Here is a 12,968-nt window from a genome sequence, read left to right as displayed (position 1 = left end):
AGCCGTTCAGCCTCGGGTCGCCAGCTTGTACTGGGCCCAGACCTCTATGGGCGCGGCGACCCTGTCGAGGAACATCAGGTCGTCCATCCGGCAGTTACACGGGTTGTTCTCTCTGGTGTTCTGCGGGTAGCTTCCGCCGATCTTGATGCCTCGGGGGTCGGTGGCCGAGGTCAGATCGGGTTCGGGCGCGCCCTCCACGGCCCACGGGTCGCCGGTGAGGGTGTAGAAGCCGTCGAGCGGCCGGCCGTTCTTGTAGAGCTTCATCGTGGCGTTGTCGAAGTCGAACGTGGCCGCGAGGAAGACCCATTCGTTCAGCGGGAGCACGCTCTGCCAGGGCTCGCTCGCGGCGAACGTCTGGGAGCTGCCGCCGTCGACGCGCCTGCCCAGCGCGACCACGCGCAGCTCCCCGTTCACCGTGATGAGCTCGAGCAGGGCCCGCACGTCGTGGCCCTGGGAGTTGCCGCTGAGCACCCCGGCCAGCCCGATCGCTCCGAACTGGTCGGCCGGGTCCTCGGTGTTGGAGTTGGGGCTGGGGTTCTGGCCGGTCATCTTGAACCAGCCCATGACGGTGGCGCCCTCGACGGCGTTGAAGGCGTGCAGGGTGGGCACTCCGGTCTCGGAGTAGATCCCGGCCTTCCAGTCGTCGTTGCCCATCGTGGCAGGGTTCACCTGCTGGAGCTGGATGGCGTGCCCGCTGCCCCGGTGGGCGTTGTCGGCCACGCGCATGGCTGCGCCGCCGTTGATCAGCGTGATGTCCGTCCCCGACCTGCCCTGGTCGCGCTCCCGCGCGGGGTCCGCGGAGACCGGGTGGTCGAAGTCGTACGCGGCGACGAGGTTGTGGCGCAGCGTGGGCAGCACGCCGGGCCGGTCGTGGGCGGCGGCCGGGGTGGCGAGCGTCGCCGTCAGCACGAGGGCCACCACGGGGGCCAGATACCGGTGTCTCATGGCGTCGCCGTCATGCAGGCGCCGGTGACCTTCCAGATCTTGCCGTTGGCCTTGGACAGCAGGTAGAGCTCGCCCGCGGCGTCCCGGCTCAGGCGCAGGTCCACCCGGGTGTCCCCGGCCAGGTCGCGCATGGTGACCGCGGTGCCGCTCGCGTTCACCAGCTTGGGCTGGTAGATCGTGGCGCGCGGGGCGCCCTGCTTCATCTGACCGGCGATGGTGAAGAAGACGCGGCCGTCGACGATGTCGCCGAACAGGTACTTGCCGTAGAGCAGCGGCAGCCGCGAGCCGCGGTAGACGAATCCACCGGCCACCGCGTGACCGCTGTCGGCCGTGCAGGAGTGCCCGGGCGGCGGGTCGTGGTCGTAGGCCGCGACCGGGTAGGTGTAGCCGAACGTCGCGTCGTTGTCGGGCAGCGTGTACAGGTGGCAGCGGTCGGCCTTGTTGAACACGAAGGATCCCTCGCGCTCGCTCCAGCCCAGGTTGTTACCGGCCTTGACCTCGTAGATCGCCTCTATGGCGTGCTCGCCGATGTGGCCGAGGAACAGCCTGCTGCCCTGCGGGTCCCAGCTGAACCGGTGCGGGTCGCGCATGCCGTAGGCGTAGATCTCGCCGATCGCGCCCGCCTTGGTGACGAACGGGTTGTTCGCCGGGATGCCGTACTTGCCATTGGCCGCGTTCGTGCCCAGCGGGTCGATGCGCAGCAGCTTGCCCTGCGGGATGGCCAGGTTCTGCGGGTCGTCGCTCGACACGCCCCGGCCGCCGTCGCCGGCCGCGATGTAGAGCTGGCCGTAGTCGGCGTCCCTGCGCCGCGCGAACGGGTTGAAGTCGATCTGCTGGATGCCGTGGACCTGGCCGTTGAAGCCGAGCCTGAGCACCTCTCTGCGGGTGCCGCTGAAGGTGTCGGCCTTCGGGTTCGTGGCCGTCCACTCGGTGAGCACGCCGTGGAACTTGGTGTCGGGCTGGGGGGTCAGGTCCGGCGTCTTGGTGGTGAGCGCCGCTCCCCATTCAGTGTGTACGGTGTAGAACTTCCCGTTACGGGCGAAGTCCGGGTGGAAGGCGACATACCCGAACCCGGAGCCCAGGCCGCGGCCGGAGAGGAAGTCCGGCGCGAACGTGGCGCCGACGTCGAGGTACTCCTGCGGCTGGCCGTTCTTCAGCAGGTACAGCTTGCCGTTGAGGTCGTTGACGAACTGGCGGTGCGACCCGTCGGGGATCTCGCCGATGTTGTTGATCCTGGCCCAGCGCATCAGCCGCTGGTCGGTGGGCGTGGGGACCGGCTCGGTCTTGGGGAAAGCGGCGTACTCGGTCAGCGTCAGCGTGAGAGCGGACGCGGTGGGATTCTCCGGGATGGGATCGTCGAGCGGGGTCGAGTCCAGCGCGACTGCCGGTGACGCCCATAACGCGGTCGCCAGCATCGCGGCAAGGAGGTACCGGAGGTATTTCGGCATTCCTGTCCACCACCTGAGGGTTGTTGGGAGTGTTGTTCAGCCGGTCTTGCAGGCGGGGGTGCCCGTGACGGTCAGGCCGCGCACCCTGCCGATGTTGTCGAACGAGCCGAAGCCGACCCGGCCCGAGGTGAAGGTGTGGTCCGTGGCCGTCATCAGCGGCGTGGCCGAGCCGTCGACGAAGACCGAGATGCGGCCGGTGTCGGTGCAGAACCGGACGCGGACCTTGTGCCACTGCTCGTCGGTGACCGCGGGAGGCGCGCCGACCTGCCCGTTCCACTGGTCGTCGATGCGGAGCCGGTCGGCGTTGTTCACTACGAAGATGCCGTTGTGCGGGTAGATGGTGTTGTCCTGGGAGAGGTGGGTGTAATAGAACTCCGTGTCCGAGCGGTAGCCGAACACGATGATCACGTCGCGGTTGCTGACGCTGGTCGGGGTGTCGAGGCGCACTTCTGCGTCGATCTGCACCGAGCCGAAGGATGGGCCCTTCTGGAGCACGGCGTACTCGAAGGGACGGCGCGGGCCCGGACGCTGCTCGCCCGCCTCGGCCAGGATCACCTGGTCGCCGGGGAACTGCCACTTCGCCGGGGTCACCGGCGCCCAGTTGGCGCCGGCGTTGGTGTTGCGGACGACCGTACGGCCCTTGCCGCACTCGGCCGCGGCTGCGGCCTGGCCGGTCGCCGGCTGATCCGCGGCGGTCGCGTGGGCGGTGGGCGCGATGAACTGGGCCAGGATCAGCACCAGGCCGAGCGCGCATAGGCGGATGAACGTGGGCATCGGAATCCTCTCAGTGGGGGAGGGGCGGATCCGAGTGGCCGGGGCGGTCAGTCGCTGTGGCCGGCGGCCCCCAGCAGGTCGCGGATGTGGCTGGTCGCGGCGGCGAACGCGGGCTGGGACATGGTCGCCGCGTAGTCACGCACCCGCGGCAGCGCCACGTCGATGACCTCGGCGATCGTGCCCGGCCGCGGCGTCATGACGACCACCCGGTTGCCGAGGTAGACCGCCTCGGCGATGGAGTGCGTGACCAGCAGGACCGTGGTCTCGGTCTCGTGCCAGATGCGGTGCAGCTCGACGTTCATCTGCTCCCTGGTCAGCGCGTCGAGCGCGCCGAACGGCTCGTCCATGAGCAGCACCGGCGGCCGGTGCAGCAGCGCGCGGCAGAGCGCCACCCGCTGCTGCATCCCGCCGGACAGCTCGTGCGGCAAGGAGTCCTCGAAGCCCGTCAGCCCGGTCATGGCGATCAGCTCGTCCGCCCGGGCGGCGGCCTCCTTCTGTGCCATGCCACGCATCTCGGCCTGCAGCAGGATGTTCTTGCGCGCCGTACGCCACTCCAGCAGGGCGGCGCGCTGGAAGACGTACCCGACGTCATGACGTGGGCCGCCGACGGTGCCGCCGAGCAGCCGCACCGCGCCCGCCGACGGCTTGAGCAGCCCGGAGACCAGCTTGAGCAGCGTGGACTTGCCGCACCCCGACGGGCCCACGATGGACACGAACTCGCCGGGGCGGACGTCCATCGACACGTTCTCCAGCGCGAGCACGTCGCGCTTCTTCGATCGGAACCGCACCGCCACCGTGTCGATCTCGACGGCGGGGGCCTGTTGCGTCACGGTCATCCCTTCGGCGCCACGCTGGAGTCCCAGTAGGCGCTGGGCGCCTGCGGGTTGGAGACCAGGCCGGCCTTGGCGAACGTGTCGATCGTCTTCTGCCAGTCGGCCTCGGTGTTGACCCCCGGGGCCTGGCCCTGGGTGGCGTCCGTGTGCAGCAGCGTGGTCGTGGTCTTGAACTGGTCGAGCAGCACCTGCGCCGGGGGCAGCTGCTCCGAGGCGCCCTTCATGGCGTCCACCGCGGCCTGCTGGTCCTTCTCCGCCGCCGCCCACGCCTCGCTGGTGGCCGCGACCATCCGCTTGGCCAGGTCGGCCTTGCTCTGCAGGAAGCTGGCGGAGGTGAGCAGGCCGTTGCTGTAGTAGTTCAGGCCGAACTCGGAGAAGCGCAGGTACGCCACCGGCTTGCCGGCCTTGTTCTGCATGGTCGGGCCCTGGTCGGAGGCGTAGCCGAGCAGCGCGTCCGTCTGCCCCGACATGACCGCCGCGATCTTGCCGGCCGGGTCGGTGTTCTGCAGCTTGACGTCGGCGTCGGTCATCCCGTTGGCCTTGAGGAACACCGGGAACGTCTTGGTGAGCGCGTCACCGGCCGTCGAGGCGATCGTCTTGCCCTTCAGGTCGGCCGGCTTGGTGATGTTCTTCTCCTGGAAGAACTGCACCGAGGCCGGGGTCGTCTGCAGGAAGACGCCCAGGCTCTTCACCGGCACGCCCTGGCTCACCCCGCCGAGCAGCGCGGGGGTGTCGGCCCAGCCGAAGTCCGTCTGGCCGGCGCCGGTGGCCTGCACGGTCTTCTGGGAGCCCTGCCCGGCCTGGATCGTCAGGTCGATGCCGTGCTTCTCGAAGATGCCCTTCGACTTGCCGTAGTAGAACGGGGCGTGCTCGCCGTACGGATACCAGTTGAGCGTGAGCGTGGCCTTGTCGAGCTGCTTGCCCGACGAGCTGGTGGTCTTCTCGCCGCCGCCGGAGCCGCACGCGGTGGCGAACAGGAGCAGGGCCGGGGCTAAGGCGGCGATCAGCGTGCGTGTCTTCATGGCGTCCTCAGTAGGTCACGGTTACGGCGTCACCGCGGCGGCTGGCGTGCCAGGGCAGCAGCAGCCGCTCGGCGAACTCGACGGCGACGAAGAGCACGACGCCGAGGAATGACATGACAAGGAGTCCCGCGAACAGCATGGGCGTGTCGATGTTGCCGTTGGCCTGCAGGATGACCGAGCCGAGCCCGTCGTTGCCGCCGACGAACTCGCCCACGACCGCCCCGGTGACCGCGAGCGTCACGGCGACCTTCAACCCGGAGAACAGGAACGGCAGGGAGGCGGGAAACCTGATCTTGACGAAGGTCTTGGCCGGGCTCGCGCCCATGGTCGAAGCCAGCTGGAGCATCTCCGGGTCCACCGACTTCAGGCCGGTGACCATGGAGATGACGACGGGGAAGAACGCGATCAGCACGGCGACCACGATCCTCGGAGTCAGCCCGAACCCAAGCCAGACCACGAACAGCGGGGCGATCGCGATCTTCGGGACGACCTGCGCGAACAGCAGCAGCGGATAAAGGGTCTTCTCGACCTCGGCCGAGGCCACCATCAGCACGGCCGCGGCGATGCCGACGACGACGGCGATCGCGAAGCCGAGCACCGTCTCATAGCCGGTCACCAGTGTGTGGTGACCGAGGTAGCCGGCCTTGTCGGCCATCACCTGGAGGGTGACCCCGGGCGACGGTACGAGATATCGGGGCACGATCTCGAACTCGGTGATCGCCCACCAGATCGCATAGCAGGCGGCGAGCAGGGCGAGGGGCCGCCAGGAGCGGTCCACCAGTTCCACGACGCGGTCGCGCGAGCTCGGGCTCTCGCGCCGCATGATCCCATCAACGGTCTGTACCACGATCGAAGGTCTCCCTTCACCGCGTGCCATCAGGCCATATGCGAGAAAGCGCTATCTGAAAGCGCTTTCCTGCGGTACGCTAACCCGGTACGGTCGAGGGGTCAAGGTCGTGAACTTCCTGTTACAGGAGGGCGAGTGGCCGATCGCGTTCACGTCACTCTGCGGGATGTGGCGACGGCCGCCGGAGTCTCCCTCGCCACCGCCTCACGCGTCCTCAACGGCACCGCCAAGGTCCGCGAGGACCTGCGCGACCGGGTCGAGGCCGCCGCCTCCGAGCTCGCGTACACGCCCAATGCCCACGCCCAGGCCCTCGTCCGGGCCTCCAACGAGACCGTCGGCGTGATCTGCCACGACGTCAGCGACCCCTACTTCTCCGGCATCGCCAGAGGCGTCATGCGCGCCGCCGCCCAGCGCGACCTGCTGGTGATGCTGGCCAGCACGTTCCGCGACAGCGCGCGCGAGGTGGCCTACGTCTCGATGCTGCGCGCCCAGCGGGCCCGCGCGATCCTGCTGATCGGCTCCGGCTTCGAGGACCGGCGGTGGGAGCGGGCCATGGACGTCGAACTGCGGCCCTACCTGAACGCCGGCGGCCGGGTCGCGGTGGTCAGCCGGCACCGCAGCCTGCGCGTCGACACCGTACTGCCGGAGAACCGCGAAGGCGCCGCCGCCCTGGCCAGGGCCCTGCTGGCGCTCGGCCACCGGCGCTTCGCCGTGCTGTCCGGGCCGCCTGGCCTCAGCACGGTCGTGGACCGGGTCGGCGGCTTCCGCGACGCGCTGGCGGCGGCCGGGGTGTCGGCCGGCCAGGTCGTGGAGGGGCCGTTCAGCCGCGAGGGCGGCTACGCCGGGGCGTCCGCCCTTTTGGACCGGGGGCTTGATGCCACGTGCCTGTTCGCCGCCACCGACGTGATGGCGGTAGGGGCGCTGGCGGCGTTACGGGAGCGGGGGCTGCGGGTGCCGGATGACGTGTCGCTGGCGGGGTTCGACGACATTCCGGTGGTACGTGATCTGACGCCGCCGCTGACCACGGTGGCGCTGCCGTTGGAGGAGATGGGGGAGCGGGTGATGGCCCTTGCTTTACGGGGTGGGAGCCGGGGGCGGCGGCGGATCGAACGGATCGCGGGCCGGGTCGTTCTCCGCGCCAGCACCACCGGCCCTCCCTAGTCTCATCAGCCCTGTACAACGCCATTCACCCACGAATTCCTGATCCCGCGACAGCGCCCTCATTTGCCAGGCGGTTGGGAGAGTGTCCCATGCGGCACCGTCCCCGGGGCGACCTGCAGCAAGGCGGCCATGAGAGTCAGGCCGACACCGATGCTCAAGGCGTGCTCAATGATTGCGACCATCACGTATTCCGCGGTCACGAACCCTCCGGGTCGCAGAATCGCCATGGGAAGCTTCCAGCAACTCCACGCGAACAGCGACCCTGACGCCCCGAAGGCCAGCGTCATGGGGATCCACCGTCGGAGCCGGACAGGCCGGCGCCGCGTGACCGTCCAGATGCTCCAGGCTCCGAGCAGGGCCCACAGTCCCGAACTCGAGTTCAGCAGCCGCCCGTTGAGATCCCAGTGATCGCGATGAGCCGGGTCAAGGCCCAACGTCCCGCCCAGCGCCCAGTAGGACCAGAGCAGGCCCAGCCCGACGGCCACCGCCATCGCCGCCGTGACGGGCTTCGATGAGCGGGCGGTACCGTCCCCGACCCGGCCGAGAAAGGGACGCGGCCATCGCTCTCTCAGGTAGATCGGCAAGGCCACGGCCAGCCCCACGGCCATCGCGGCGAAGCCGATGGTGATGAAGATCTCCTCTCCTCGCGGACTCGAGGCTGAGTCGTCACCACCACCCAGGTCGATCCGGAGCGCGCCGAGAACATTACTGATCACCACATAGGGCAGCATCGGGACCAGGAACCCCGCACCCACCCAAGAAACGAAGATCACTGGGATGGCCGGCAGCCGACGGCCCCACGGCTGGGCCAGCGCCAGCCCCAACCCGATCCCGGTCACCGCCATCAGCACGGTGACGGCGTTGAGCGCCACCCAGTCGCCGGTGCTGTAGTCGTCCGGACCATGCCCCAGTAAAGCCGCGACGACCCAGACCACCTTGACGGCCGAATAGAGCGCCATCCCGAGCGCCGCGGTATAGCCCGCGAGCCTGCGCACCCCACTCCATCGCGCGCCTACAGCCGGAAAGCTCGCCGAATCCTGTGCCACCTGCACCCGAACCCCCAAAGCCGGTCGATCTCGACACCGTCGATCTTTCTGGAGCCGTCGACCGGGCAGGATCCCTCTCCGGCGTGAACCGCGATGGTTTCGTCCCCTGCACGGGGGAGGTCGGGTGTCTCGTCGCGGCCGGCGTTTCGGCGAGCATGTCGCCCAGCTAATAGATAGATCATCGGTATATAATGATCAAATGAAACCCATGCGGCTGCGCGCCGCCGGCCTTGGAGGAACGGCGTGAGATCCCTCGAAGCTCGATACCGGCGGATCCTGGCCTGGTATCCCCAAGATCATCGTGCCCGGCACGAGGAAGACATGATCGGCGTACTGCTGGCCGGATCACGACCCGGTCAGACCCGCCCGCGCATCGCTGACATGGCCGATCTGCTGGCAGGCGCGATGCGCATGCACTGCCGGCGAGCCTTCGGTACGGTGTCGGCGCCCGCCTGGCGGGACGCCATGGCCGTGGGCATGGCGCTGTGGCCGCTTCTCGTCCTGACCGACGCGCTGGCCCGCCAGGTTCTGTCGCTGGGGCAGAACCTCGTCCTCGTCCCCGACCTGCCTCACTACTGGATGCAAGAGCCGTGGTCGCTCCTGCACTGGGCCCGACCGATCATCGTCTTCGCCCTGCCCGTGCTCGCGGTCGCGTTCCGTCACCGGGGGATCGCCGTGCTGGGCGCACTCGCTTTCCTGCTGTATCTGTCGGACGGGTCAGGCTCCCCCCTGCCCTTCGGCGAACTGGACGGGCTGTTACTGCCGAGCGTTGGTCTGCCTCTCCTGGCGCAAGTGGTGGCGGTCGTCGCCGCCTTCACCCGTCAGGCTCCCACCGGGATGTCGCTCATCTCCCGGCGTACGCTCATGCTCTGGATGCCGCTCGGCCTGATCGGGTTGGCGGCCAGCAAGGTCGGCAGGCACTTGCTCGACGCCGCCACCCATCATGAGATCGCGCTCTGGAAGCCTGTGCCCTGGCTCATCATCATGGCGGCGGCCGCGGGATCCGCGGCGGGGTTCGCGGTGGGACGGCGCGTGGCACTGCTGATGTTCCTGCCCGCGGCGGCGCTGGGTGATCTCGGGAGGCTGCCTTCCGTACCCGCGTCCCTGGCCCTTGTGCAGATCGGCTGCGTGCTCAGCGCTTTCGCCATCGGAACGGTGCTGGTCTCTCGGCGTGGAAGCCGAGAGAGTGCCTTGCCGGAGATCCGGGCGTAGCGGGTTCGCGAGGCGATCGACGTCGTACTCTGGCCCGCCCGGTCGCGCGGTTCACGACGTGGCCACCGTGAGCGTACGGCCGTGGGCGGTGCCTTCCACGGCCTCCACGTAGACCCGGGCGACCTCGGTCACCGGGGTGCCGGGAGCCGGGTCCATGCCGAGGCTCAGGAGGGTTTCGCGGACCCAGCCGGGGCTGACGGTGTTCAGGCGGACGCCCCGCGGCATCTCCGTCGCCGCGGCGTGTACGAACGCCTCCAGGCCGGCGTTGACCAGATAGCCGAGCGAACTCCCCGGGATGGGCTCGGCGAACCGGCCGCTGGTGAGCGTCACGGATCCGCCGTCGCGTACGTGGGTGAGCGCTCGCCGTACCAGGTTCACCTGCCCGATGAGTTTGCCGTCGAGGCCGTTCCAGAAGTCCGGGTCCGACGGCGCGTCCAGCGGGGTGAGGCTGCCGCTCGCGGCGCAGCACACTACCGCGTCCACCTCGCCGACCTGCGCGAACAGGGCGTCGATCGACGCGGCGTCCGCCATGTCCACCCGCGCTGGGCCACGGCGGGACGCACTCAGCACCTCATGGCGCGCCGCCAACGCATCGGCGACCGCGCTGCCGATGGTTCCCGTCGCACCGATCACAAGAATCTTCACCGTAGGTCCGTTCCGTCTGGTGGCTGGTAGGGACCAGATTGCGACAGGTCGGCATGCCGGGCCCAGCCATCTGCCGGGTGTACACCTGCGGTGACTACATCTGGCAGGTGCAGGCTCGGCTCGCGGAACTCGGGGTCGCCCACACCGCGGCCCGTACCTGGTGCCATCCGGTGGGCGCTCATGGCCGAGGTAGCCAGCCCTCCGGATTTCCCCTGTCCTCGATTGCGAGCCTTCTCCCATCCGATGTGATCATCTCGATGGTCAAGGTGCACCTCCCGCGGCAGCGGCACCTCTCGGTTGGCTTTCCCAGATTTACGACAAAGGTCACGTACGAGGCGTTGGCGATCGGCCGGTGAAGGCTCGACGGTCTTGGCTCCGCGACACTGGTACGTATGGCGGAGTTGGGGGAGTTTCTGCGATCGAGGCGGGCGCGGCTGCGGCCGGAGGATGCCGGGCTGCCCACGTACGGGGGGCGGCGCCGGGTGCCGGGGTTGCGCCGCGAGGAGCTGGCTCAGCTCGCCGGGGTGAGCGCCGGATACTACACGCGGCTCGAACAGGGGCAGAGTCCCAATGCCTCGGATGCCGTGCTCGACGCCGTCGCCCGCGTTCTGCGTCTGGACGATGACGAGCGCGCCCACCTGTACTCACTGGCCCGGCCGAAGCGTTCGGCAACCCGCCGCCGGGTCGCCGCCAAGCCCGAGCAGGTACGGCCGGGTGTACGACTCATGATCGAGTCGTTCGGGGACGTGCCCGCTCTCATCATGGGGCGCTTCCTCGACGTCCTCGCGTGGAACCCGATGGCGCACGCTCTGCTGGCCGGCCATCTTGACGCGGCCGCGCCGAACCGGGCCACCGAGCGGCCCAACATCGCCCGCATGCTGTTCCTGGACCCCCACATGCGGGAGCTTTATCCAGAGTGGACCCGTAAGGCCCGGTCCACTGTCGAAGACCTGCGGCTGATCGCCGGACGCCACCCCGGCGCCCCCGAGCTGAGCAGGCTCATCAGCGAGCTGACCCTCGGCAGCCCCGAGTTCGCGGAGCTCTGGGCCGCCCACGGGGTGGGTGACTGCGGCACCGCAGCCCGTACCTACTGCCACCCGGTGGTGGGCGGCATGACGCTCATGGCCGAGTTCATGGTCCTGCCGAACGACGAGGGGCAGCGCGTGGCCGTGTTCAACGCCGAACCGGGCTCACCCTCCGAAGCCGCCCTGCGGATGCTCGCCGGCCTGACCGCCACCGCTACGCCGCTCGTCGGGTCACTGGACATCAAGGCGCGCCGCCTCTGAGGGGGGCAGACCAAGTACGAGACTGAAGGAGGCCGACTTCACCCGGAGTGGTGATCGTCCGCAGCGACGTCGCTGAACCCGAGGCTGCTCCCGTGAAACGGCAGGTTGGCGCCAGCACGTGGGATTCCATCGCTTTGGGGCCTTGAATGTCGAAAGACGTCGATCGCACCCCGTTGGCTAGAACCGGCGGCCGCCGGGCGGCAGCCTGTGACCCGTGATTACTCGTGACATCGACCGGATCGACCACTCCGTCCTCTACACCACCGACATGGACGCCACCGCAGCGACCTACGAGGCGCTCGGCTTCACGCTCAGCCCGCTGTCCATGCACATGGGCTCCGACCGCCCCGGCGGCGAACGCGGGCCGATGGGTGCCGGAAACAGATGCGCCCTGTTCGGCCGCACCTACCTGGAACTGCTCGGCCTGTACGGGGACGGCTCGGTCGACCCCTGGAACATCCGCCCGCTCATCGCCCAGTACGAGGGCCTGCACGGCTACTCCTTCGGCTGCACCGACATCGAAACCGCCGAAAAGCGCCTGCGCGCGACCGGCTTGTCCTCCTCCGGCGTGCTGCCGCTGCAGCGGGATGTAGACACCCCTGACGGTATGGAGAGCGCCCGCTTTCAGGCGGTCCACCTCGACCGCGCACTCACACCCGAAGGCCTGATCCACGCCGCGTACCACCTGACCCCCGAACTGATCCACCAGCCGCGCTACCTGGAGCACGCCAACGGCGCCACCGGCCTGTACAGTGTGCTGCTCGTGGTGGACGAGGCCGACTTGGAGTCCACCGTCGCCCGCTACGCCCTCATCCTGGACACCGAACCGGTGATCGAGGGGCCGGCGCACGTGCTGCCGCTGCCGCTGGGACGGGTGCAGGTCGTCGCGGTGTCCACCTTCCGCGCGATGATGCCCGGCGAGCCGGTGCCCGCATTGCCGTACATGGCCGGGCAAGCCGTGTCGGTACGGGACGTGCGGGCGGCCCGCGACCTGGTGGAGGGGAACGGGTTCACCACGGGGGACATGCCCGGCGGGTTCTTCGTCGGGGCCGCCCAGGCCCGCGGCGCCGCGCTGGCCTTCCTGGAGGTGTGACCGGTGACCGGCCTGATCCACGCACCCGCCGGGACGTTGCGCGGCGTCCCCGCGGGCGGCGCGGTCACCGTCTTCCTCGGCATCCCCTATGCCCGCGCCGGGCGGTTCGCCGCGCCACAGCCGACGCGGTGGAACGGCGTGCTGGATGCCGTCCGACCGGGCCTGGCAGCCCCGCAGCCGCGCAGCTTGAGCAGCTCGTGAGGCAGGTGCAGGACGCCTGGACGGCCTTCATCCACGACGGCTCGCCTGGCTGGCCCGCCTTCCCTCACGTCGAGCACATCACGCTGGCCTGACCACCGTGGCTGCCCTGGCCATGGACGAGCTCGATCGCGCCATCGTCCACGCCCTGCACGTGGACGGCCGCGCGCCCTTCAGCCGTATCGCGTCCGTGCTGGAGGTGTCCGATGCGGCCGGACCCATCGCTGGGGCACTGGCTCGTCGGGCACGCTCTACGCCAAGCCCGGCGCCGAGGCCATCGCGGCGGTCACCCCCTATCTTGGCTCGCCACGCCGTATCCACTGAACCAGCTCCTCTCCCTGGGCAGGTCTGGCCACTGCCCCTTTCCGGCGTGCTTGGTCTGCCCCCTGAAGGGCTCCGCTGACCGGGCTGCCGTTGGACGCCTGATCGCCGATGGTAGGCACCGGCATGGAAACGCC

At 69.3% G+C, this 12,968-nt stretch carries 14 protein-coding genes; 6 read left to right on the top strand and 8 right to left on the bottom strand.

Annotated features, from left to right (window positions below; translation table 11 throughout):
* Positions 1-6 precede the first annotated feature (6 nt).
* From ACGFNP_RS23110 to ACGFNP_RS23085, 6 genes are read right to left on the bottom strand one after another with little or no spacing between them, the layout of a single operon-like run.
* Positions 7-945 carry a hypothetical protein gene (locus tag ACGFNP_RS23110; RefSeq protein WP_393321819.1) on the bottom strand — a complete coding sequence of 313 codons (939 nt, stop codon included), beginning with the start codon at positions 943-945 and terminating at the stop codon, positions 7-9.
* Positions 942-2,393 carry a PQQ-dependent sugar dehydrogenase gene (locus tag ACGFNP_RS23105; protein WP_393321815.1) on the bottom strand — a complete coding sequence of 484 codons (1,452 nt, stop codon included), beginning with the start codon at positions 2,391-2,393 and terminating at the stop codon, positions 942-944. Before ACGFNP_RS23105 ends, ACGFNP_RS23110 begins: the two co-directional genes overlap by 4 nt.
* 36 nt (positions 2,394-2,429) lie before the next feature.
* Complete coding sequence (locus tag ACGFNP_RS23100) at positions 2,430-3,167, bottom strand: hypothetical protein (protein WP_393321812.1); 738 nt, start codon at positions 3,165-3,167, stop codon at positions 2,430-2,432.
* Between the two features lie 47 nt (positions 3,168-3,214).
* Entirely contained in the window at positions 3,215-4,003 is a 789-nt protein-coding gene (locus tag ACGFNP_RS23095) for an ABC transporter ATP-binding protein (RefSeq protein ID WP_393321809.1), read from the bottom strand.
* Positions 4,000-5,022, bottom strand: coding sequence for an ABC transporter substrate-binding protein (locus tag ACGFNP_RS23090; protein WP_358314176.1), 1,023 nt, complete (start codon positions 5,020-5,022; stop codon positions 4,000-4,002). Before ACGFNP_RS23090 ends, ACGFNP_RS23095 begins: the two co-directional genes overlap by 4 nt.
* A 7-nt stretch (positions 5,023-5,029) precedes the next feature.
* The gene (locus ACGFNP_RS23085) at positions 5,030-5,869 is read right to left on the bottom strand and encodes an ABC transporter permease (protein ID WP_358314173.1); all 840 of its coding nucleotides are present in this window, start codon (positions 5,867-5,869) and stop codon (positions 5,030-5,032) included.
* A 135-nt stretch (positions 5,870-6,004) separates the two neighbouring features.
* Here ACGFNP_RS23085 and ACGFNP_RS23080 point away from each other — a divergent pair, with 135 nt between their 5' ends.
* A complete protein-coding gene (locus ACGFNP_RS23080; RefSeq protein WP_393321805.1) occupies positions 6,005-7,030 on the top strand; it encodes a LacI family DNA-binding transcriptional regulator in 1,026 nt (341 codons plus the stop codon).
* Positions 7,031-7,089: 59 nt separating this feature from the next.
* Here ACGFNP_RS23080 and ACGFNP_RS23075 read toward each other — a convergent pair whose 3' ends face one another.
* Positions 7,090-8,082, bottom strand: a complete 993-nt coding sequence (locus tag ACGFNP_RS23075; protein ID WP_393321802.1) for a hypothetical protein — start codon at positions 8,080-8,082, stop codon at positions 7,090-7,092.
* Positions 8,083-8,319: 237 nt separating this feature from the next.
* Here ACGFNP_RS23075 and ACGFNP_RS23070 point away from each other — a divergent pair, with 237 nt between their 5' ends.
* Positions 8,320-9,288, top strand: coding sequence for a hypothetical protein (locus ACGFNP_RS23070; RefSeq protein WP_393321799.1), 969 nt, complete (start codon positions 8,320-8,322; stop codon positions 9,286-9,288).
* 51 nt (positions 9,289-9,339) lie between these two features.
* Here ACGFNP_RS23070 and ACGFNP_RS23065 read toward each other — a convergent pair whose 3' ends face one another.
* Positions 9,340-9,933: a short chain dehydrogenase gene (locus ACGFNP_RS23065; RefSeq protein ID WP_393321796.1), complete on the bottom strand. Its 594-nt coding sequence runs from the start codon at positions 9,931-9,933 to the stop codon at positions 9,340-9,342.
* Between the two features lie 392 nt (positions 9,934-10,325).
* On the opposite strand from ACGFNP_RS23065, the gene ACGFNP_RS23060 reads away from it, so the two are divergent.
* From ACGFNP_RS23060 to ACGFNP_RS23045, 4 genes are all read left to right on the top strand, one after another.
* Complete coding sequence (locus tag ACGFNP_RS23060) at positions 10,326-11,219, top strand: helix-turn-helix transcriptional regulator (protein WP_358314158.1); 894 nt, start codon at positions 10,326-10,328, stop codon at positions 11,217-11,219.
* Positions 11,220-11,433: 214 nt separating this feature from the next.
* Entirely contained in the window at positions 11,434-12,312 is an 879-nt protein-coding gene (locus ACGFNP_RS23055) for a VOC family protein (RefSeq protein ID WP_393321793.1), read from the top strand.
* A 3-nt stretch (positions 12,313-12,315) separates the two neighbouring features.
* Positions 12,316-12,513, top strand: a complete 198-nt coding sequence (locus ACGFNP_RS23050; protein ID WP_393321791.1) for a carboxylesterase family protein — start codon at positions 12,316-12,318, stop codon at positions 12,511-12,513.
* Between the two features lie 112 nt (positions 12,514-12,625).
* Positions 12,626-12,913, top strand: a complete 288-nt coding sequence (locus tag ACGFNP_RS23045; RefSeq protein ID WP_393321788.1) for an AsnC family protein — start codon at positions 12,626-12,628, stop codon at positions 12,911-12,913.
* Positions 12,914-12,968: the final 55 nt, after the last annotated feature.

Origin of the sequence: Nonomuraea sp. NPDC049269, from assembly GCF_043197155.1 — a bacterium.
Lineage (GTDB): Bacteria > Actinomycetota > Actinomycetes > Streptosporangiales > Streptosporangiaceae > Nonomuraea.
This window is presented reverse-complemented; position numbering and strand designations above follow the sequence as displayed.

Excerpts from the sequence above, each read along its gene's own strand:
- ACGFNP_RS23110 (WP_393321819.1), bottom strand. The coding sequence starts at position 945 with ATGAGACACCGGTATCTGGCCCCCGTGGTGGCCCTCGTGCTGACGGCG.
- ACGFNP_RS23105 (WP_393321815.1), bottom strand. The coding sequence starts at position 2,393 with ATGCCGAAATACCTCCGGTACCTCCTTGCCGCGATGCTGGCGACCGCG.
- ACGFNP_RS23100 (WP_393321812.1), bottom strand. The coding sequence starts at position 3,167 with ATGCCCACGTTCATCCGCCTATGCGCGCTCGGCCTGGTGCTGATCCTG.
- ACGFNP_RS23095 (WP_393321809.1), bottom strand. The coding sequence starts at position 4,003 with ATGACCGTGACGCAACAGGCCCCCGCCGTCGAGATCGACACGGTGGCG.
- ACGFNP_RS23090 (WP_358314176.1), bottom strand. The coding sequence starts at position 5,022 with ATGAAGACACGCACGCTGATCGCCGCCTTAGCCCCGGCCCTGCTCCTG.
- ACGFNP_RS23060 (WP_358314158.1), top strand. The coding sequence starts at position 10,326 with ATGGCGGAGTTGGGGGAGTTTCTGCGATCGAGGCGGGCGCGGCTGCGG.
- ACGFNP_RS23045 (WP_393321788.1), top strand. The coding sequence starts at position 12,626 with ATGGACGAGCTCGATCGCGCCATCGTCCACGCCCTGCACGTGGACGGC.